General features: G+C 69.1%; 14 protein-coding genes. 10 read left to right on the top strand and 4 right to left on the bottom strand.

Annotation, left to right across the window (positions count from 1 at the left end):
• Nucleotides 1-4 precede the first annotated feature (4 nt).
• Together ACGFIV_RS14235 and ACGFIV_RS14240 are read right to left on the bottom strand one after the other, a co-directional pair.
• Nucleotides 5-3,097: a hypothetical protein gene (locus ACGFIV_RS14235; protein WP_392834879.1), complete on the bottom strand. Its 3,093-nt coding sequence runs from the start codon at nucleotides 3,095-3,097 to the stop codon at nucleotides 5-7.
• 585 nt (nucleotides 3,098-3,682) lie between these two features.
• Nucleotides 3,683-4,435, bottom strand: coding sequence for an SDR family oxidoreductase (locus tag ACGFIV_RS14240; RefSeq protein WP_358548661.1), 753 nt, complete (start codon nucleotides 4,433-4,435; stop codon nucleotides 3,683-3,685).
• 520 nt (nucleotides 4,436-4,955) lie between these two features.
• Between ACGFIV_RS14240 and ACGFIV_RS14245 the strand changes: the two genes are divergently transcribed.
• The 6 genes from ACGFIV_RS14245 (at nucleotide 4,956) to ACGFIV_RS14270 (ending at nucleotide 14,173) form a co-directional block, all read left to right on the top strand.
• Nucleotides 4,956-6,356: an FAD-dependent monooxygenase gene (locus tag ACGFIV_RS14245; protein WP_358548658.1), complete on the top strand. Its 1,401-nt coding sequence runs from the start codon at nucleotides 4,956-4,958 to the stop codon at nucleotides 6,354-6,356.
• 83 nt (nucleotides 6,357-6,439) lie between these two features.
• Nucleotides 6,440-9,694 (top strand): AMP-binding protein, encoded by a 3,255-nt coding sequence (locus ACGFIV_RS14250; protein WP_358548655.1) that lies wholly within the window; start codon nucleotides 6,440-6,442, stop codon nucleotides 9,692-9,694.
• A gap of 5 nt (nucleotides 9,695-9,699) precedes the next feature.
• Entirely contained in the window at nucleotides 9,700-11,304 is a 1,605-nt protein-coding gene (cmdF, locus tag ACGFIV_RS14255; RefSeq protein ID WP_358548652.1) for a tyrosine 2,3-aminomutase, read from the top strand.
• Nucleotides 11,305-11,493: 189 nt separating this feature from the next.
• Nucleotides 11,494-12,864 (top strand): condensation domain-containing protein, encoded by a 1,371-nt coding sequence (locus tag ACGFIV_RS14260; RefSeq protein ID WP_392834887.1) that lies wholly within the window; start codon nucleotides 11,494-11,496, stop codon nucleotides 12,862-12,864.
• A gap of 61 nt (nucleotides 12,865-12,925) precedes the next feature.
• Complete coding sequence (locus ACGFIV_RS14265; RefSeq protein WP_358559225.1) at nucleotides 12,926-13,201, top strand: phosphopantetheine-binding protein; 276 nt, start codon at nucleotides 12,926-12,928, stop codon at nucleotides 13,199-13,201.
• Nucleotides 13,202-13,288: 87 nt separating this feature from the next.
• The gene (locus ACGFIV_RS14270) at nucleotides 13,289-14,173 is read left to right on the top strand and encodes a phytanoyl-CoA dioxygenase family protein (RefSeq protein WP_358559223.1); all 885 of its coding nucleotides are present in this window, start codon (nucleotides 13,289-13,291) and stop codon (nucleotides 14,171-14,173) included.
• Nucleotides 14,174-14,353: 180 nt separating this feature from the next.
• Here ACGFIV_RS14270 and ACGFIV_RS14275 read toward each other — a convergent pair whose 3' ends face one another.
• The gene (locus tag ACGFIV_RS14275; RefSeq protein WP_358559221.1) at nucleotides 14,354-15,964 is read right to left on the bottom strand and encodes a 4-hydroxyphenylacetate 3-hydroxylase N-terminal domain-containing protein; all 1,611 of its coding nucleotides are present in this window, start codon (nucleotides 15,962-15,964) and stop codon (nucleotides 14,354-14,356) included.
• Between the two features lie 396 nt (nucleotides 15,965-16,360).
• On the opposite strand from ACGFIV_RS14275, the gene ACGFIV_RS14280 reads away from it, so the two are divergent.
• The 3 genes from ACGFIV_RS14280 to ACGFIV_RS14290 all read left to right on the top strand — a co-directional run bounded on the left by ACGFIV_RS14280 (nucleotide 16,361) and on the right by ACGFIV_RS14290 (nucleotide 19,750).
• A complete protein-coding gene (locus ACGFIV_RS14280; protein ID WP_392834891.1) occupies nucleotides 16,361-17,545 on the top strand; it encodes an acyl-CoA dehydrogenase family protein in 1,185 nt (394 codons plus the stop codon).
• Nucleotides 17,546-17,607: 62 nt separating this feature from the next.
• Nucleotides 17,608-18,042 (top strand): SgcJ/EcaC family oxidoreductase, encoded by a 435-nt coding sequence (locus ACGFIV_RS14285; RefSeq protein WP_358559218.1) that lies wholly within the window; start codon nucleotides 17,608-17,610, stop codon nucleotides 18,040-18,042.
• Between the two features lie 670 nt (nucleotides 18,043-18,712).
• The gene (locus ACGFIV_RS14290) at nucleotides 18,713-19,750 is read left to right on the top strand and encodes a hypothetical protein (protein WP_358559216.1); all 1,038 of its coding nucleotides are present in this window, start codon (nucleotides 18,713-18,715) and stop codon (nucleotides 19,748-19,750) included.
• Nucleotides 19,751-19,814: 64 nt separating this feature from the next.
• On the opposite strand, the gene ACGFIV_RS14295 is transcribed toward ACGFIV_RS14290, so the two are convergent.
• Nucleotides 19,815-20,297, bottom strand: a complete 483-nt coding sequence (locus tag ACGFIV_RS14295) for a MarR family transcriptional regulator (RefSeq protein WP_358559214.1) — start codon at nucleotides 20,295-20,297, stop codon at nucleotides 19,815-19,817.
• A gap of 226 nt (nucleotides 20,298-20,523) precedes the next feature.
• Here ACGFIV_RS14295 and ACGFIV_RS14300 point away from each other — a divergent pair, with 226 nt between their 5' ends.
• Nucleotides 20,524-20,649 carry a hypothetical protein gene (locus tag ACGFIV_RS14300; RefSeq protein ID WP_358559212.1) on the top strand — a complete coding sequence of 42 codons (126 nt, stop codon included), beginning with the start codon at nucleotides 20,524-20,526 and terminating at the stop codon, nucleotides 20,647-20,649.
• Nucleotides 20,650-20,661: the final 12 nt, after the last annotated feature.

Below are 20,661 nucleotides of genomic sequence, written 5' to 3' on the forward strand. Positions count from 1 at the left end.
GTTGTCAGCTCCTGATCAGGTCGAACGACTCCCAGGGGCCGATGGCGGTGCGGTTGGCGATGAGCGGCTGGGCTCCGGCGCCGTCCGCGCAGACGTACTTGCCGTTGACCTGGGCCTTGAGGCTGACCGTCCCGTCGGGGTTGCCGACCAGTTGGAAGGTCTCCCAGGATCCGGCGGAGGGCCGGTTGGCGATGAGCGGCTCCGCGCCGGCGTTCTCCGCGCTGACGAACTGGCCGTTGCTCTTCGCCTTGAGGGCGATGGTGCCGTTGCCGAGGTCGACGCGCTCGAACTGCTCCGCGGTCCCGGCGGTGGACTTGTTCGCGATCAGCGGCGAGCCGCTGGGAGCGGTGACGTACAGGTTGTTCGCCCTGGACCGCAGGCTGATCGTCGGGGTCCCGGACGTCCCGGTGAGGACCCGCAGGGCGTCGACCATGCCGACCGCGGTGGCCTTGTTCACGATCTTGATCGTGTGCTGCCCACTTGACAGGCCGGTCTTGCTGAAGACGACCTGCTGGGCCTGCCTGGCTCCTGAGACGTACAGGTTCACGTTGGTCTGCAGGACGTTGTCGAGGTAGACGTCCACGTTGCCCATGTCACCGTTGCGCTCCGAGAGGTACTCGATGCCGGTACCGGTGAAGGTGTACTGGGCCGTCGCCCCCACCGTGTTGGTGTGGTGGGTGTCGTCGTTGTAGTCGCCGTAGCCCCTGGCGGTCGTGTGGTACCAGTTGGCGTCGTAGGTGAGCTCGGTGTCGTTCACCAGCGCGTTCCCCGTCGCCCCGATGCCGAGGGCCGAGGCGGTGCCGCTGAGCGTCTTGGCGCTCTGGTTGGCGGTGCCGGTGAGCCGGGCCGAGGAGTACGAGCTGAGCGGCTTGGCCGTGCGCTCCACGACGTAGACCGTGTTCGCCGCGGTGGCGAAGGAGACCTCGGCGCTGGAGGAGGTGGCCAGGATGGCGTTGTCCGAGGCCCGGCGCACGCGCACCTGCTGGGTGCCCCAGGGATTGACCACCGTGGCCTGCTTGCCGTACAGGCTCTTGAGCCCGACGTACTTGACCTCGCCCGCCTCGCGCTCGGAGCTGACGAGGAAGCCGTCCTTGGCCAGGAGGGTGAACTTCCCGACGAAGGAGGAGTCGGCCGGTACGGCGGGGAACACCCGGATCTTGTCGTTGTAGCTCTGCATGAGCGACTCGTTGAGCGCCGACAGGTGTACGCCGAGGTACTCGAAGACGCCGTTGGTGTTGTTGGTCATGCCGTTGGGGTAGTTCTGGTACTTCTGCAGCATCGTCTTCATGCCCTGGTACGCCTGGTCGCCGAGGCCGAGGCGGGCCGCCTGGACCGCGTCGTTGGACCACACGTTGCCGTAGGGGAAGGGCCGCTGGTTCCAGGTGTTGACCGCGGTCTGGTAGTCGGGGTACCCGATGCCGGTGATGTTGTAGGGCCAGATCAGCTCGGCCGAGACGTTCTCGTTGTTCCTGGTCTGCGAGATCGGCGGCTGGTGCGGCTGGTAGGCGCCGCCCGCGACCTGGTACGGCACGAGGTGGTCGAGCACGTTCTGCCATCCGGCGCGCAGGCCGGTGTCGACGCCGAGCTGCTGGCTGACCTGGATGGTCAGCGGGAAGATGCTCCGCACGGCGGCGAGGTCGGTGATCGCGTTGCGGACGTTCCAGTACGTCTCGTGGGAGTTGGAGTTGGCCATGTAGTACGTGTTGGTGGCGGTGTCGAGCGACAGCATGGCCGAGTAGAACTTCGCCGTCTCACGCATGTACGGGTAGGCGACGTCGCGCAGGTAGGTGGCGTCGTTGGTGTACCGGTAGCGCAGGTACATGTTGTACGCGGCCTCGTAGCCGGTCGACAGGATGTTCTTGGTGTAGTCGCTGCCGACCGTGCCGCGCGCGTTGCCGTCCCAGCCCATCGTCTCCGGCACCCACAGCCCGTCCACGCCGTACCTGGTCTGCGTGTACGACTTCAGCGCGTTGTAGTTGCGGCTGTAGAGCTTGTTGAAGCCGTCCATGAGGTCGGTGTGGTTGGACGCCAGGAAGGAGTTGTAGACGTCCCGCTGGTTCCAGTACCAGTAGGCGTTGCTCCACTTGGTGGCGTCCTGGGTGGCGCGGAACACCCCGTTGATGAAGTGCAGCGGGTAGTTGCCGTAGCCCCCTGCCGCGATCATGTAGGTGCTCAGGTAGTAGACGTTCTCCATGTAGTCCGCGTCACGGGAGCCGTTGGAGTACTGGACGAACGACTTGTTCCAGAACGAGTGCCACCAGTTGCGGTAGTTGGTGTACGTGGTGGCGTACCCGGTGCTCTTGACCGAGGAGAGCTGGTTGCGGGCCTGGGTCACCGAGTCGCGGTTGGGCGCGTTGATCCGGCTGGAGGCGGTGATCCAGATCGTGTAGCTGGAGGTGGGCGTGATGTTCAGCCGCACCTTCCTGCCGTCGACGACCTGGGTGGTGAAGCCGGCGCCCTCCACGGTGGCGGCCAGGGTGTAGCCGAACCCGTTGGCGTCGGTCTGCCCTCGGCTGAGCCCGGCGCTCGCCGAGTCGGCGTAGGTGGAGATCGTCTTCCACGTGTTCAGGTCGGGCACGTCGCCGCTGTTGGTGACGGTCGCGGGATCCCACATGCTCAGGTCCATGGCCACGCTCGACACTCCGCCGCGGGTGTCGTCCACGTGGATGCCCATGACCTCGGAGTTGGGCGACCCGAGGATGGTGACGGTCCGGTTGGAGTCGTACTTGGTGGTCAGGGTCCCGTCGTACAGCGACAGCCGCTGCTGGTAGTTCGTGTACCCGGTGTCCATCCCCGGGTTGGAGTACAGGTTCACGAGGCCGGCCGCGAAGGCGGACTGCTGCGACAGGTCGACGCCCGACACCTGCATCGTCAGCCCGTTCTGGTTCCACACCATGGCGCCCGTGCGGCCGTTGCCGACGGTGAGGCCGTAGTTGGGATTGGTGTTGGGCCGGTTGTACACGATGTCGTGCTTGGACAGGTACCCCTGGTAGTCGACGTTGAGCGCCCCGGCGGCCTGGTCGAACGCGGCGTCGGTGGTCGAGGCCAGGGTCGGCGGGGCCGCGCCGACGGCCAGCAGGCCTACGGCGAGCGTCAACGGCGGCAGGCTACGTAACAGCCTCTTCAGCATGGTCTTCCTCTCCCGCGGCGGGCCGCCCTCGCCTTCACTGCGGCCGTCGCCGCACGGAGCAGTGCCGAGGGGGTTTGGATGGCGCAGACCCGATACGGAACGGCGGTGCCTCCCGCCGGGACGCCGCACAGTTCCGTTTTCAGACTGTCAGGCGCAGTTAACATTGGATGTCTTCCAACGTCAATACCTAGCAGACAGGCTGATGGATCAACAAAATCCCCCATAAGGGCCTGAAATCATGTAACTGGGAGGGAAAATCGCCTGCTACCAGCCACAATCGCCATGCGAGCCGTCGCGATACCTCCGATGTATCGGGGCTCGGGTGGGGAGGAAGACGCCATGCTGAAGGCGTGAGGGCCGCGGCGCGCGTGAAGCGGGCCGGGCGGAGTTCAGGAGAGGCCGAGCGGGCGCCTGCCCGCACACACAGCGGGGAGCCACCGCTCTTCTAGCTCAGCGGTCGGCTCCCCGTACGTGGCGCTCGCCAGAGGCGTTGTCCGAAGCGGCGTCCTAAGTGGTGTCCTAAGCGCTTTCCGAAGCGTTTCCCGAAGCGGGTCAGAGGGCGACGGAGGTGGTCAGGCCGCCGTCGACGGCGATCTCCTGGCCGGTGATGTAGGACGAGCGGGAGGAGAGCAGGAAGACCGCGGCGTCGGCCACGTCGTCGGCGCTGCCCAGCCGGCCCAGCGCGACCTGGCTGCGGCACTGCTCCTGCGCCTCGTCCGTGCTGGAGATGGCGGTGAACATGTCGGTGACGATGTAGCCGGGGCTGACGGCGTTGACCCGGATGCCCCGGGTGCCGAGGTCCGGCGCGAGGGTGCGGGTCAGGTTGATCACGGCGGCCTTGGTGGCGGCGTAGATCGAGGTGAAGGCCAGGCCGCGGTGGGCGAGCCAGGACCCGTTGATCACGATGGAGGCGCCCTCCTCCAGCAGCGGCAGTGCCTTCTGGATGGTGAAGTACACACCCTTGAAGTTGATGCCGGTGATGTGGTCGAAGTCGGCCTCGGTGGCCTGCGCGCTCAGCCCGAACAGGGCGATGCCCGCGTTGGCGAAGACACCGTGCAGGCGCCCGAAGCGCTGCTCGATCTCGCCCACGAGCCGGTCGAGGTCCTCGGTGACGGAGACGTCGGCGGCCACGGTCAGCACGCGGTCCCCGGCGTCGAGGTCCTTGGCGGCCGCGTCGAGGCGGTCCTTGTCCCGTCCGGCGAGGATGACGTTCGCGCCTTCGGCGAGGAGTCGTCGTGCGGTGGCCAGGCCCATGCCGCTGCCGCCACCGGTGATCAGTACGTTCTTACCCTCAAACTCGGTCATGCGGTCAGCGTCACATTCACGCCCGCGACGTCACATCTCCTGAATTGCGCTCTTGTTTCAGGCCCGCACGATATCTCTTCCCGCGCCCGTGAAGGCGTCCAGCACAGCATTCCGAAAGATGCGGCACGGCGCGACAGGACGTGACGATGTAGCGGTGCTGATCGGCGGATCGACTGTTTCTCGCTGAACAGGTGAAGGAAGGAGCACCCCGTGTCTCTTAACCGTGGACGGCGTCGTCGCCGGTGAACCGTCACGGGCCGGACGGGTACGACGTGGGCCGTCATCACCCCGCCCGACCTGCGGATCGTCCCGAATGCCTCGCGACCACGGCGAGATGTGAAGTCCATGCGGACCCCCGTGAATATTCCGGCCGGCACGCTCCGCCGCCAGATCAGATACCGACCAGGGCCGGCGTGAAATCCATACGACGCTGGTGGTCATCAGGAAAAGAACCGGCACCGGTTAACGACCACCGCAAAGACGATGCCTGAAGAATACGGAATTTCGAGGAGATGACACGATGGGCAACGACGCCAATACCCGCGCGGTGGTGCTCGGTGGAAGCCTTGCCGGACTGTTCGCGGCCAGAGTGCTCGCCGATGCCTACGACGAAGTGGTCATCGTCGACCGCGACGAGCTGATCGACGTGGAGGGGCCGCGACGCGGCTGTCCCCAGGGAAAGCACATCAACGGCCTGATGACCCGCGGCCAGATGGCCATGGAGGAGATGTACCCGGGGATCACCACCGAGATCTTCGAGGACGGCACGCCCCAGGGCGACCTGGCCGGCACCGTCCGCTGGTACGCCCTCGGCAAGCACCTTCGGCAGCAGCCCGCCGGCATGATCTGCGTCGCCGCCAGCCGGCCGATGCTGGAGAAGCACGTCCGCCAGAGGACGGCGGCCCTCGGCAACGTGGTCTTCCTGGAGCGGCACGACATCCTCGGCCTGGTCGCCACGCCGGAACGCAGCAAGATCACTGGTGTCCGCGTGCAGAACCTCGACGGTGAGGGCGTCGAGGAGGTCCTCGACGCCGACCTCGTCGTCGACGCCACAGGCCGCGGCTCCCGCACCCCCATCTGGCTGGAGGACCTCGGCTACCAGCGGGTCGTGGAGGACCGTAAGAAGATCGGCCTCGGCTACGGCACCCAGCACTACCGGCTGCGCACCGACCCCTACGACGGCGACCTGTCGATCAACACCATCGCCCACCCCAAGCTGCCGCGTGGCGCGATCTTCACCAAGACGGACGGCGGCCGCGTCGAGCTCACCGTCTACGGCATCCTCGGTGACCACCCGCCGACCGACCAGCAGGGCTACTACGACTTCGTCAAGTCGCTCGGCATCCCCGAGATCTACGAGGCCGTCATCGCCGCCGAGCCGCTGGACGAGCCGACCGCGTTCCGCTTCCCGACCACCCTGCGGCGCCGGTACGAGGACATGGACCGCTTCCCCGACGGCCTCCTGGTGGTCGGCGACGCCGTGACCTGCTTCAACCCGATCTACGCCGGGGGGATGACGGTGGCGGCGATGTCGGCCCTCGTCATGCGCGGCCACCTGCACAGTGGCGCGGCCCCGCAGCCGCTCCAGTACTTCCGCGACCTCGCGCGCGACGTCATCGACCCGCCGTGGGAGGTCACCCACGCCGTCGACCTCGGCTTCCCCGGCGTCGAGGGCGAGCGCACCTTCGCGGTCCGCATGCGGCAGGTGATGACCAACCTCATCTACCGGGCGGGCACCCGCGACAGCAGGGTCACCGCGGCCTACTTCCGCGTCGCCGGCCAGGTGGACCGGCCCGAGACGCTGATGAAGCCGAAGTTCCTCCTGCGCGTGCTGCTGGCGGCGGCGGGCCTGTCCAAGGTCCGGGAGGCGAAGGGGCACTGGACCTGGACCGGGGAGAAGGCGAAGGTCCCCTCCCTCTGAAGGTCGTCTCAGGCCGCCGAACCTCGAAGGGAACATGAGTGACTGAGGCATCTCGTACCCGTGGGTCCCACGCTCGGCGGGCCGTGACATCGCGCGCGCAGGACCGCGCGTGGTTCCTGGACAGGCTGGTCCCCGGTTCGCCGGCGCACAACCTGTCCAGGGCCTACCTGGTGACCGGCGAGCTGGACCTCTCGGCCCTTTCCGCCGCGTGGCGCGAGGTGACCCGCCGTCACGAGATCCTCAGGACCACTCTGGCCGAGGCGGGCGGGCGGCCCGCGCAGGAGATCGCCGCCGTGGGCGGGGCCGCCGTCTCGTTCACCGATCTCGGCACGCTCGCCCCGCCCGCCGAGCGGTGGTGCGCCGAGCAGGCGGCCACGCCGTTCGACCTGGCGAGGGGGCCGCTCGCCCGGCTGGCCGTCGCGCGCCAGGCCCGCCTGGAGCGGCGACAGGCACCTTCGGAGCATTCGCAGTCCCTCCCGGAGCATCCGCAGGCCCCTTCGGAGCGGCGGCGGGGCGAGCCGGTTCACGCGGTGGTGCTCGTGTGCCACCAGGCGGTGGCCGACGAGCGGTCGATGGCGATCCTGGTGGACGAGATCTCCGCCTGCTACGCCGCGCTCGTGGCCGGCAGGCCGGCCGGGGACGCGCTGCCTGACCCGCGGCGCCAGTACGCCGACCACGCCGTCCGCGAGCGCGACCGGCTGTCCACGCCGGAGTTCCGACGCCTGCTGGACGGGTGGGCGGAAACGCTGTCGCCGCCCCCGGCACCGCCCGCGCTCCCGGTGGACCGGGCGCGGCCCCCGGGCCCGTCGTCCCACGGCGGCGTCGTGCGCTTCGAGTGGGACGGGGAACTGGGCGGTGCCCTCGCCGAGCTGTGCCGGGCGGAGGGGACCACGCCGATGGTCGCCCTGCTCGCGGCGTTCCAGTGCCTGCTGGGCAGGTACGGCCGCGAGGAGCGTCCGGTGGTCGCGGTGCCCGCGCAGGCGCGCCCCGGGCCCGAGTTCGGCGACGTCGTCGGACCCTTCGACAACCTGCTGATCATGCGCGCCGACCTGTCGGGACGCCCGGCGTTCCGCGAGCTGCTCGGCAGGACGGCGCGGGTGGCGAGGGAGGCCTTCGAGCACCGGGAGCTGCCCTTCGACGAGCTGGTACGGGCGCTCAACGTGGACCGTGACCCCTACCGGATCCCCATGGGCGACGTCATGTTCGTGTTCGAGGAGTCACCCGAGCCCGGACTGAGGCTGCCCGGGGCGGCGGCCCGCCGCCTGCGCGACGGCGGCGGCTCGGCCAGGACCGACCTCACCCTCACCATCGAGCGGGCCGGTCCCTCGGTGACCGGTTCCCTGGAGTACCGCGACAGCCTGTTCGACGCGGAGTCCGCGCGGCACGTCGCCGAACAGCTCCACACCCTGCTGACCGCCGCGCTGCGGGACCCCGGGCTGCCGGTCGACGCCCTTCCGCTGGAGGGAGCGGACCGCATCCAGGCCGCGGTGGCCGAGGCGGACCTGATCGAGGCCGCCGCCCCCGTGGACCGGCCGGTCCACGAGCTGGTGCACCTGCGCGCCCGTACGGACCCGGACGCCCTCGCGGTGGTGTGGGACGGGACCGGCCTGTCCTACCGGGAGCTGGAGGAGCGGGCGGCGGCCGTCACCGGCGCGCTGGCGGCGCTCGGCGGTGTCGAAGGCCAGCCGGTGGCGGTGCGGATGGCACAGGGACCGCGCCAGGTCGCGACGCTGCTCGGAGTGCTCGACGCCGGGGCACACCTGGTCTGCCTCGGCACCGGGGACGCGGGGGAGCGGGGCAAGGCCGTGCTCGACGACATCCGGCCGGCCGTGCTGGTGCTCGACGAGGAGCCCGCCGGCGACGAGCTGGCCCGGTGGTACCGCGACGAGCTGGACGGCCGGATCCTGGACCTCGCCCTTCTCGGCACCGGCCGCCCGGCGAACGCCGGCCCTGTGCCGCCTTCCGGTGGCATGACCGGGCGGGCGTACGTCGCCTACACCTCCGGCTCGACCGGCAGGCCCAAGGGCATCGCGCAGTCCCACGGCAGTTTCGCGCAGTTCGTCACCTGGTTCGCCGGGGAGTTCGGCCTCCGCCCCGGGTCCCGCATGGCCCAGTGGGCGGCGCCGGCGTACGACGCGAGCCTGGTGGAGATATTCTCCGCCCTCGTCGCGGGCGCGACGCTGTACCCGGTGCCCGAGCGGACCCGTGCGAATCCGGAGAAGATGGCCGGATGGCTCGCGGACGAGCGGATCACGGTCTTCCAGACGGTCCCGAGCTTCGCGCGCCAGCTTCTCGGCGTGATCGCCGCCGACGGTCCGGCGCGGGGGCTCCCGGCGCTCGGCCATCTCCTGCTGGCGGGTGAGCCGCTGGCCGGAGAGCTGGCCAACGGGCTGCGCGCGGCCCTGCCCGCGCTGCGGCTGGTCAACCTGTACGGCCCCACCGAGTCGATCCTGGCGACCTTCCATGAGGTCACCGGCCCGGTGTACGGCGTGGTGCCGATCGGCGGGCCGATCCCCGGGCGGCAGATCCTCGTGCTCGACGAGCACGACCGGCCCTGCCCGGCGGGGGTCGCCGGGCAGATCGTCATCCGGGGCCCGCACATCACGCCGGGGTACGTCGGCGCGGCGTCGGGCGAGCGGTCGCCCTTCCTGCCCCTCTCCGGATTCGAGGACGGCCGGAGGTCCTACCGGACCGGCGACCTCGGCCGCCGGAGGTGGGACGGCTCCCTGGAGTTCGGCGGACGCAAGGACTTCCAGGTCAAGTTCAACGGCGCGCGCATGGAGCTGACCGACATCGAGGCGGCGCTGGCCGCGCACGAGTCGGTGGCCGAGTGCGCCGTCGTCGCCGTGTCCGACGCCGACGGACTGGTCCGGCGCCTGGTGGGCTACGTCGTCCCCCGCACGCCGGACGCCGCCGCGGACCTCTGGCGCGCAGCCTTGCGCCGGCGGTTCGGCAAGGCCATGCCGCCGGTGTCGTTCCGGACCCTGGACCGCCTTCCGCGCAACATCGGCGGCAAGGTGGACCGGGCCGCCCTTCCGCGTCCGGCATCCTCCCTCGCCCGTACGTCCGCTCCGGCGCGGACGCCGGTGGAGAGCGACCTGGCCGCGATCTGGTCGGAGCTGCTCGGCACCGGGCGGGCGGAGGCGGACGTCACCTTCTTCGCGGCGGGCGGGCATTCCCTGCTCGTCCCCGTGCTGCTCGATCGGATTCACGGGCGCTTCGGCGTGGCGGTGTCGCTCGCGCAGTTCTTCGCCGATCCGACCCCGGCCGGCCTCTCCGCTTTTCTTGAGTCGCAAGCCGTAACGACAGAAGTAATTACCCAAACCATGATGGGGTGAGAAACGTGACTCTGGTCGAAACCGAGCTGTCCGTTGATTTCAACGGTGAAAGCCTGGAAATCGCCGATGTCCGAAGGGTCGCAGAGGACTGGGCGACGTGCAGCGTGGCCCCGTCGGCTCTGGCCAGGGCCGCCACCAGCAGGGCGATGTTCGAGGACACCGTCCGCCAGAACATCCCGGTCTACGGTGTGACGACGGGTTACGGCGAGATGATCTACATGCTCGTCGACACCTCCAAGGAGGTGGAGCTCCAGACCAACCTGGTCCGCAGCCACAGCGCCGGCGTCGGCCCGCTGTTCGCCGAGGACGAGGCCCGCGCGATCCTCGCGGCCCGGTTGAACGCTCTGGCCAGGGGCTACTCCGCGGTCCGGCCCGAACTGCTGGAGCGCCTGGCGCTCTACCTCAACCTCGGGATCACTCCGGCCATCCCGGAGATCGGCTCGCTCGGCGCCAGCGGCGACCTCGCGACGCTGGCCCACATCGCCAGCACGCTCATCGGCGAGGGCTACGTGCTGCGTGACGGCAAGCGGGTCGAGACCGCCACGGTCCTGCGCGAGCACGGCATCGAGCCGCTGCAGCTGCGGTTCAAGGAGGGTCTGTCCCTGATCAACGGCACGTCCGGGATGACGGGCCTCGGCGCCCTGGTCGTGGGCAGGGCCCTCGACCAGGTGCGTCAGGCCGAGATCGTCACGGCGCTGGTCGTGGAGACCCTGCGCGGCTCCACCAGCCCGTTCCTCGCCGAGGGCCACGACATCGCCCGCCCCCACAAGGGGCAGATCGACACGGCCGCCAACATGCGGTCGCTGATCCGGGGGAGCGGTCTGACCCTGGAGCACGCCGAGCTGCGCCGCCAGGCGCAGGAGGCGAAGTCGGGCGAGGGCGTGCACCGGACCGAGGTCTACATCCAGAAGGCCTACACGCTGCGCGCCATCCCGCAGGTCGTCGGCGCCGTGCGCGACACCATCTACCACGCCGTGGAGAAGCTTGAGATCGAGCTGAACTCCTCCAACGACAACCCGCTGTTCTTCGAGGGCAAGGAGATCTTCCACGGCGCGAACTTCCACGGCCAGCCCATCGCCTTCGCGATGGACTACGTGACCATCGCGCTCACCCAGCTCGGCGTGTTCTCCGAGCGCCGCACCAACCGCCTGCTCAACCGTCACCTCAGCGACGGGCTCCCCGAGTTCCTGGTGGCCGGGGACCCCGGCCTGAACAGCGGATTCGCCGGAGCTCAGTACCCGGCGACGGCCCTGGTCGCCGAGAACCGGACCATCGGCCCGGCCAGCACCCAGAGCGTCCCGTCCAACGGCGACAACCAGGACGTCGTCAGCATGGGCCTCATCGCGGCCCGCAACGCCCGCAGGGTGCTGTCGAACAACAACCGCATCCTCGCCGTGGAGTTCCTCGCCGCGGCGCAGGCGGTCGACGTGTCCGGCCGGTACGACCAGCTCAGCCCGGTCGGCAAGGCCACCTACGACCTCGTGCGCTCGCTGGTGCCGACCCTGGACCGCGACCGCTACATGTCCGACGACATCGAGGTCGTGGCCGCCGCCGTGTCCCGCGGGGAGTTCCTGCAGTCGCCCGTGAGCAAGGACGTCGTGCTGCGCTGATCCGCCCGCGGCATTCGTTATAAGGCATACGGCATTTCAAGAGAAACGTAATCCGGCTCGGGGTTCGTACAGTTAGTCAATATGGCTGGACGCGATGCCCCGAGCCGGCCGACCCCCGGGAAACGACTTTCCGCACCGAGCCCGGCGGTGCCGATCTCGCACGAGGACCTGAAGGAGACGTGGCGCATCATGACCATTTCTGAGGCACCGCATACGACCAGTGACACGACGGAACGGATTCCACTCTCCTTCAACCAGGAATTCCTCTTCAATTTCGACAGGGGCGAGGAAGAAGGACCGTTCGGCCCCAAGTACAACATCGTCTGCGGCTGGCGCGTCAGCGGGAAGATCGAGGACGCGATCCTGCAGGACGCCCTCAACGACGTGGTGGTCCGCCACGAGGCGCTCCGCACGCTGATCGTCAGGGACGGGGACGACAGGTACCAGAAGGTCGTCCCGGCCACTCCTCCCATCCTGGTCACCCACGACTTCACCGACATCGCCCCCGACGGGCGCGAACTGCGCGCGGAGGAGCTGCTGGTCGACATCGAGCTCGGCGCCTACGGCATCCGGGAGCTGCCCCTCCTGCGGGCCGTGCTCGGCCGGTTCGACGACGACGACTCGGTCCTCGTGCTGATCGCCCACCACTCGGCCGCCGACGAGTGGTCCATGCGCCTCATCATGCGCGACCTCGCCGGCTTCTACGCGGCCCGCACGGGCCACACGGCCGAGCTTCCCGAGGTGACCCAGTACAAGGAGTTCGCCCGCTGGCAGACGAGCGAGGCCGGGCAGGCCGCGAGCTCGAAGCGCGAGTACTGGCGGGAGAAGCTGGCGGGCGGCGGCATCCTCGCCACCCCGACCGACCACCTGCGGTCGGAGGGGCTTCCCAAGACGACGGCATGGCACCGCTTCTGGCTGCCCGCCGAGCTGACGACCAAGGTCCTGGAGATCTCCAAGAGCAGGCGCAGCTCGCCCTTCATGGTCCTGCTCGCCGTCTACGCCACACTGCTCCGCCAGACGACGGGGACCACCGACATCGTGGTCCCGACGTTCACCTCCGGCCGGGGGCAGACGCGGTTCCACGACACGGTCGGATCCTTCTTCAACTTCGTCCCCCTGCGGATCGACCTCGCCGGGTGCGACACCTTCCTTGAGGCCGTCGACAGGACCCGGGCCACCTGCATCCAGGCCTGGAGCAACGACATCCCGTTCGCCGAGGTCCTCGGCGTGGCACCCGAGCTCATGCTGCCCTCCTTCGCCGACGATCGCGCCGTGTGCGCCTTCCAGGTCTTCCGCTCCCCCCTCGCCACCTCCGAGTCGACCGGGGACCTCACCTACTCCGAGATCCACCGGCGCCTGCTGTCGCAGGCCGCGGGCGGCGACATCCCGGACGGCGCGATGTGGCACCTGGAGATCGACTCCACCGGCGACATCGTCGGCACCCTCGGCTTCAACAGCAACCTCTTCGAGGAGAGCACGATCGTCCACCTGGCGTCGGAGTTCCACCGGGTGCTGGAGAGCACGGTGACCGCCCCGGACGCGCCGGTGCAGTGGACCTGACCAACCGCGACACACCGTCGAACGACCGAGAAGGCTTGCCAGGCAAGCGAGAGGACAGCGAATGAGTACAGAGCAGGGCGTCGAGCTCAGCGTCGCGACGATCGAGGCGAAGGTCGAGGCCATCTGGAGGGACGTGCTCCAGGTGCCGACCGGCCACGAGGACGAGACGTTCTTCGAGCTGAACGGCGAGTCGATCTCGGCGAACCGGCTCGCCTCGCGGGTCGAGGGCGAGCTCGGCATCTGGATCGAGGTCGGCGACATCTTCGAGGAGGACCCCGACCTCGCGGGCTTCATCCGCACGGTCGTCGAGAAGGCCGCCAACCCGTCGAGGGCGTGACCGTCGACGGCACATCCGTGACGGCCGCGCGGGAGCCTGGCCGCCGCGCGGCCGTACGAACAACTCTGGTGAGGAGAGGTGGTCCCGATGGCGGGACTGATCCGGGTTCAGCCCGATGCCGACCTCGGTGAGGTCGTCGAGATCCTGGAGCGCGACGGAGGCGTGATCGTCGAGAACTTCGTCGACGACACCACGCTGGCCGCGCTGTGGGACGACTTCGCGCCGGCCCTCGACGCCTGCGCCTACGGTGAGGACTGGTACAACGGCAAGCGGACCCGGCGGGTGTCGTCGCTGTTCGCCCGTACGACCCATCTGACGCCCGTGGTGACGCAGCGCCTGTACCTCGGGGCCGCACGCGCGATCATGCAGAAGCCGGTGCCCATGTGGATCGGCAAGTCGCGGGTCGAGATGACCCCGACCATCCAGATCAGCGGCACCCAGTTGATCCAGATCCACTCCGGCCAGGGCAAGCAGCCCCTGCACCGGGACGACGCGCTGCACCTGCGCCGCCACCCCGGCCCGACCAGCCGGGTGCAGTTGATGGTCGCCATGAGCGAGTTCACCGCGGCGAACGGCGGCACGCTGGTCATCCCGGGCAGCCATCACTGGGACGACGAGCGCGCCCCCGAGGCCTCCGAGGCCTACCCGACCGAGATGCCCGCCGGATCTGGCCTGATCTGGCTCGGCGGCGTCTACCACGGCGGCGGGCGCAACACCACCGACGACCCGCGCACCGGCATGACGCTCGCGCTGGACCTCGGCAACCTCCGCCAGGAGGAGAACCAGTACCTGGCGGTGCCGAAGGAGGCGGTGCTGGCCTACCCCGAGGAGGTGCGGCGGCTCCTCGGCTACGACCGCTGCCCCCCGGGCCTCGGCTGGTACGAGATGGAGGACCCGTACGTCGTCCTTGAGGACGGCGACGACCGGATCCCGGCCGCGGCGGCTCCGGTGGGCACGGTGGGCACGGCGTAAGCGGCCGGCAGGCGTTCGGAGACGGCGGAGGTGACCACCTCCGCCGTTTCGCGTTCTCGCGTTCCCTTGTTTGGTGTGCCCTGGAGTACGCGGCCCGGCCGGGTGGCGGAGGCGGGGGAAAGACGAAGGGACCACCGATGCTCGGCGCATCGGTGGTCCCGGTCGGTGCCGTGGTCGTGCTCAGCCGTTGAGCGTGCCGTTCCCGATACGGCGCAGGTGCTCGAACGAGGACAGGTCCGGCACCGTCCAGCCGTCCAGGTCGTACTCGGCGAGGCACTCGTCGACGAAGGCCTTGTACCCGTCGACCTGGCCGTTGGTGATCTGCGCCCCCAGCAGCTCGACGCGCGTGTTCTCGTGGTTGCCGGCGTAGTTGCGCTCGTAGAGCTCGTGGCGCCCGCCGAACTCGGTGCCCACGGCGTCCCAGAGCAGCTTCATGACCTTGATCCGCTCGACGGCGTCGCTGCCGTCCGAACCCCGGACGTACTTGTCCAGGTAGGGCCGGATGTCGGGGTTCTTGAAGTCCTCGGCGCTGGAGTTGATGTAGATCAGCCCGCTGGCGATGTCCTGCTGGATGATCTCCTTGACGCGCGGGTAGCCGATCTGCATGAACCACCGGTACGCCAGCCCGTACGCGGGGTTGGGCAGCAGCGCGCCGTCCTTCCACTCGACCGGGTTGCGTGCCGCCGCGTCGGAGAACGCCCAGAACAGGTTGCGCCAGGCGAGCACCTCGCCGATGCGGGTCTGCACGCCGCGGAAGTCCTTGGACCCGGTCATCTCCGTCGCCTTGATGAGCAGGCCGGCGATGAACTCCAGCTTGACCGCCATGCGGGTGCAGCCGTGGAAGGTGAAGCGCTCGAAGAAGCCCGAGCGGCCGGTGAACAGCAGGGCCTTGCCGAGGTGGCCGTAGACGAAGACGTTCTCCCAGGGGATGAGCACCTTGTCCAGCACCAGGATGGTGTCGTTCTCGTCCATCCGCGAGGAGAGCGGGTAGTCGAACGGGCTCCCCATCACCGTGGAGGTGGCGGTGTAGGACGGCCGGCAGATCAGCTTCATGCCCTTGGCGTCCATGGGGATCGTGGCCACCAGCGCGAACCGCTTGTCCTTGACGGGCAGGCCGTAGTGCGCGATGAAGTTGTAGTGGGTCAGCGCCGAGCCGGTCGCCACCACCTTGGCCCCGCTGACGATGAGGCCGGCGTCGGTCTCCTTCTCCACGTGGACGAAGACGTCCGCGACCTCGTCCGGCGGGCGGTTGCGGTCGACAGGCGGGTGCACGATGGCGTGGTTCCAGAACAGGACCTTCTCCTGGGACTCCCTGTACCAGCGCCGGGCGTTGTCGGAGAAGGGCTCGTAGAAGTCGGCGTTCGCGCCCAGCGTGCCGAGGAACGAGGCCTTGTAGTCGGGGCTGCGGCCCATCCAGCCGTAGCTCATGCGCGACCAGGCCGCGATGGCCTGCTGGTCTCCCACGAGGTCCTCGACGCTGTGCGGCGTGGTGAAGAACCTGTGGGTGTAGCCGTCGCTGCCGGTGTCGGTCGGCTTGGTGAGCACGTCCCGCTTCTCGGGGTCGTGCAGCGCGTCGTACAGCCGTGCCGTCATGCGGATGGGATTGTGGAACGCCGGATGCGAGGTGACGTCCTTGACCCGCTCGCCGTAGAGGTAGATCTCACGGTCGTCGCGCAGGCTCTCGATGTACTCGTCGCCGGTCAGCGGGCGGGTCTTCCGCCGCGGCTCGGCCGTTTCGGCGGCGGCGGGGGCCTGGTCGACTTCCACCGGACTGCTTCCCTCTTCTAGCACCTCAACTCCTTGATGAATCGGTAGCCGTCGAGCGTCGCCGTCCATGGGACGCGCCCGAAGAAAAGTCGCGATCGCACTCGCGGGCCGGCGGAAAGGGTCGGGGAAACGGCGGGAGCCTGATCATCTCCCGCTCGCCGGCGGTTATGGGCGGGCACCCCGCAAGCCTGTTGCGGACCCTAATCGTCACATCCGCGGCTCGCCGCGGGCATCTTTCACGTTGCGGTGTCGGTGCCCCTCACCACGAGACCCGCAATCCAGAAGATGCGTCCGCGGGGCGGGAAATGCGACCTTCGAATGGTGAGCATCGGCGGACGGCCATCCGGCCACGACTTGTTTCCCGCCATCCGGCGGATCTCGCCGGCTCCGCGGATTCTCGTCGGATTCTTTTAGGAGGATATGGTGCTGACGACCGATGTTCCGACGCGGGAAGAGCTTGCCCGTCGTGCGTCCGAACTGGTGCCGCTGCTGCGGAAGAACGCGGCCTGGGCGGAGGAGAACCGGCGCGTCCACGAGGAGTCCATCGAGGCCCTCGCCGACGCCGGCGTCTTCAAGCTGAGGGTGCCCCTCCGCTACGGCGGCTACGAGGCCGACACCCGCACGCTGGTCGACGTGGCGTCGGAGCTCGGCAGGGCCGACGGGTCCACCTCCTGGGTGGCGTCGGTGTACTGGATCCCCACCTGGATGGCGTGCCTGTTCCCCGACCAGGTCCAGGACGAGGTCTTCTCGACCCCCGACGTGCGGATCTGCGGGACGCTGAGCCCGACCGCGATGGCCGCGCCCGTCGAGGGCGGCATCGTCGTCAACGGCAAGTGGGGCTTCATCAGCGGCGCCCTGCACAGCCACTGGCAGGTCGTCGTCGCGATCCTGGTCGGCGGGGAGGGCGAGCCCGCGCCGATCATGGCGCTGGTCCCGATCTCCGACCTGCAGGTCGCCGACGACTGGTACACGGCGGGCCTGAAGGGCACCGGCAGCGTCAGCACGATCGCGCAGGACGTGTTCATCCCGTCCGAGCGCGTCCTGCACCTGGGCGCGGTGGTGCAGGGCCAGCACGCCTCGCAGGCCAACGCCGACCGGCCGATCTACCGGGCCCCGCTGCTCCCGGTCGCCTCCGCCTCCTCGGTCGGGACCGTGGTCGGCATGGCGAAGGGCGCCAGTGAGGCGTTCTTCGAGCGGCTCCCCGAGCGCAAGATCAGCTACACCGCCTACGGCAGCCAGAGCGAGGCCCCGCTGACCCACCTGCAGGTGGCGGACGCGACGATGAAGATCGACGAGGCCGAGTTCCACGCCCACCGCCTGACGTCCCTGGTCGACACCAAGGGCGTCCAGGGCGCGGCGTGGACGCTGGAGGAGCGTGCCAGGGCGCGCGCCGACATGGGCGCGGTGTGCAGGCTGGCGAAGGAGGCCGTGGACATCTTCAGCACGGCCAGCGGTGGGTCCTCGATCTACAGCCACGTGCCGATCCAGCGCATCGCCCGTGACATCCAGGCGGTCAACCTGCACGCCCTGATGCACCCCAACACCAACGCCGAGCTGTACGGCCGGATCCTGTGCGGCCTGGAGCCCAACACGCTCTACATCTGATCCCCGGGCGGACGCCCGGTCGCGATCTTTTTCAGCACGCCTCTCACCGAGAAGGGTTGACCATGGCCACATCCAATTCCTCAGCGACCATCGACGCCGGCGTCACCGAGGCGGACAAGGCCGCCGTGGTCTCCGTCCCCGGCCGCATCGTCGCCGCGTGGGCGAACCAGGACGCCAAGGCGTTCGCCGACGTCTTCACGCCGGACGGGACCATGATCCTGCCCGGGTTCTACCGCAAGGGCGCCGACGAGATCGAGGCGTTCATGGCCGGAGCCTTCCAGGGCCCCTACAAGGGCACCCAGGTGACCGGGCAGCCCATCGACGTGCGGTTCATCAGCGACGACTCCGCCCTGGTGATCACCGTCGGCGGCGTCATCGGCGCCGGCCAGACCGAGCTCGCGGACGAGAGCGCCATCCGGGCGACCTGGGTCGTCGCCCGGCACGAGGGGGAGTGGAAGCTCGCCGCCTACCAGAACAGCCCCCGCGGCGCCGCCTGAAGGCCGGCCGGGAGCCTGATCCCGGCGAGGTGACCGTGCCGGGATGAGCCCCGGCCGGCGCCGGAAGGGCCTTCGCGAAGACTGTGCCATCCCACGGCCTGGCGAACGCACCGGAACACCCGGATCATCCGGGACACCGGAGCGCGCGCCAGGCCGCTGGCATTCCGGAAACCGATTTCCCGTTTCCCGGGGGCATTCTTGGATATTCCCCCTTTCCGGGGTCTTGTTTCACACAGGGGTTCCCCTTTATCGTTGAATGCGACGCTGTAGTGTGAGTTGCATTACCAATACCGGAGGGCGGTTGCGTCAGCTGGCGGACACCGATTCCACGCGTATTGTGGAAGCATTGTCGAACCATTGAAGAATCGAACGCGAACATACTCCGGCCATGGTGTGAGGTGCCGTCCGGGCCTCCAATCCGGTATCTCTTCTTCCATGTTGCTGGATCATCCATTTCATGTTGACGTGTCCTTCACGACGCGTGTTCTACTGGTGTTGTGTCAGCACCTCGCACGATCCGCGACACGAATCGGGGTGCTGGATGCCGGGGAAGCTCGGCTCGCGGCCTGGCTAGTGGCAAGACCCTTCCGGCGGCGGCAGTCGGCCGCGAGCCGAGGGCCCTGACCAGGGAACCCTCGGTAAGTCCGGGATCCGTCGCGAGGAGTGACTGATGGCGCCCACACCTGACATCTCAGCGATTTCGGCGTCGCGGTCGCCGGTTCATCTGGAAGAGATCGCCGAATGCCTCGGCGGAGCGGTCTACCTCGCGTACGCGCACCGGCGGGAGTCGGGAGTCGTGACCGTCGCGGCGGGCTTCTCACCCGAGGTCGCGCGCGGCCGGGCGCGGGTCCGCGCCTCCGCGCTCGACGCCCTGCACCTGCTCCCGGACGGCGGCGCGCCGCGCCGCGCCGGCGGCGACGGCAGGGAGCTGTGCCTTTCCGACTTCATGCCGGAGCCTCCGCCCGACCACCACGCGCGCGTCACCGGCGTCGGCCTTTTGAGCCAGGAGCGGTACGTCCTGCCCGCCGAGGTCGTGTGGATGGGCGAGCGGGAGTGCCGGGTCGAGCCCACCGCGGTCGGCGTGATCGAGGACGACGGCCCGGAGGGCGTCTCCGGCGCGATCGCCGACCTGCTCGCCCACGACATGGTCACGCGCTGGTGGGCGAGCCCGCGGATGCCGCTCCTGCGGGTGTCCCAGCACCTCGACCTTCTGATCCCTCCCGGGGCGGCCGGCGCGATACCGGCCCTCGGGCTGCGGATGTCGGCGTTCGTGCTCCCCGGCCCCGATTTCCAGATCGCGGTCGTCGGGGTCAGCGGGGAGGGCACCACGATCGCCACGGCCGCCGCCCGCTCGGTGAGGGAAGCGGTCAGCGAGGCGTTCCTGCGCGCGGTGGCGGCGCGGGCGCAACCGTGGAACACGCTGTCGACCGCCGACTCCCTGCGGCGCCTGACCGTGTGGCATCGCGAGGTCGACTACCTGGCCTACCTGGAGTGGTCGGCCCTGGACGCCGATCCGGCGGCGATCGACCGGCCCGAGGTGTGGGACGGCGCGCCCGGCTGGGCCGACATCGCCTGCCGCCGGTTCGGGCACGAGCCGATCCTGGTCGGGCTCGGGGCGTTCGACGATCCGGTGAAGGTGGTCTGCCCCGGCGCCGCCTGCTACCGGACGGTGCCACCCGGCACCACGCTTCCCTGCCCGGTGCCCTAGGAGACGCCGGACTCCGGCCGCCCGATGCCCCAAGAGCCGCCGCCGGGCTTCGCTGCCCGGTGCCCTAGGAGGCGCCGGCGTCGCCGGACTCCGCCCGGCCGCGCTCGTGTACCAGGCGCCAGAGGAACGTGTTGAACAGCTCGCGCTCGTCGGGGGTGAACGGCGCCAGGAAGGCGTCCAGGGCGTTCAGCATCGCCGGGCCGAGTTTGTGCCGGAGCAGCGCCTGGCCCTCGTTCGTCAGCCCGATCGCGTATTTGCGCCGGTCATCGGGATTGCGCGCGCGTTGCACCAGGCCGAGCCGCTCCAGCCCGTCGACGACGCTGACCATGGTGGTCCTGTCGATGCCGTGAGTGCGCGCGAGCTGCTGCTGTGACTGCGGTCCCATCGAGTCGATGGCCGTGAGCACGATGAAATCCTTCGACCGCAGCCCGAAGGGCTCTACCGCCGACTCCAGGATCTCGTTGAAAAGATCGTTGGCCTTGCCCAGCAGGAGGCTGGTGGAGGTGGACAGGAAGCCCGGCAAGGGTACGTCGGAATCACCGCTCACATAAGTGCCTTCCGTAGTCACCTGTCCCATAACGCGCGGCATGTCCCTATCTAGCACGCCTATATATGCCACGAGTGTCACACGCGGGCATGGGCAGCGCAACAACTGATTGCAAATCATCAGCTCTACTGATTGACAGCTTTGCTGATGATCTGCGAAGCTACTTATTGCGTAGGGGGCGAAGGATGGCCTCGGCTGGGGTACACGGGCGCTGGAGGAGGAGCCCATGTCCGCTGGACGAGTCGGCCCTGACACCGGGACGACGTGGGATGAGGTCATCGAGATCTGGGAGGAGGTCCGTGAGATCGTGTCGACGTGGGCCGACTCGCAGGTCGGCGATCGGGAAGTCTGACCGCTGATCCGC

This window comes from Sphaerisporangium sp. NPDC049003 (assembly GCF_043197795.1).
Classification (GTDB): Bacteria; Actinomycetota; Actinomycetes; order Streptosporangiales; family Streptosporangiaceae; genus Sphaerisporangium.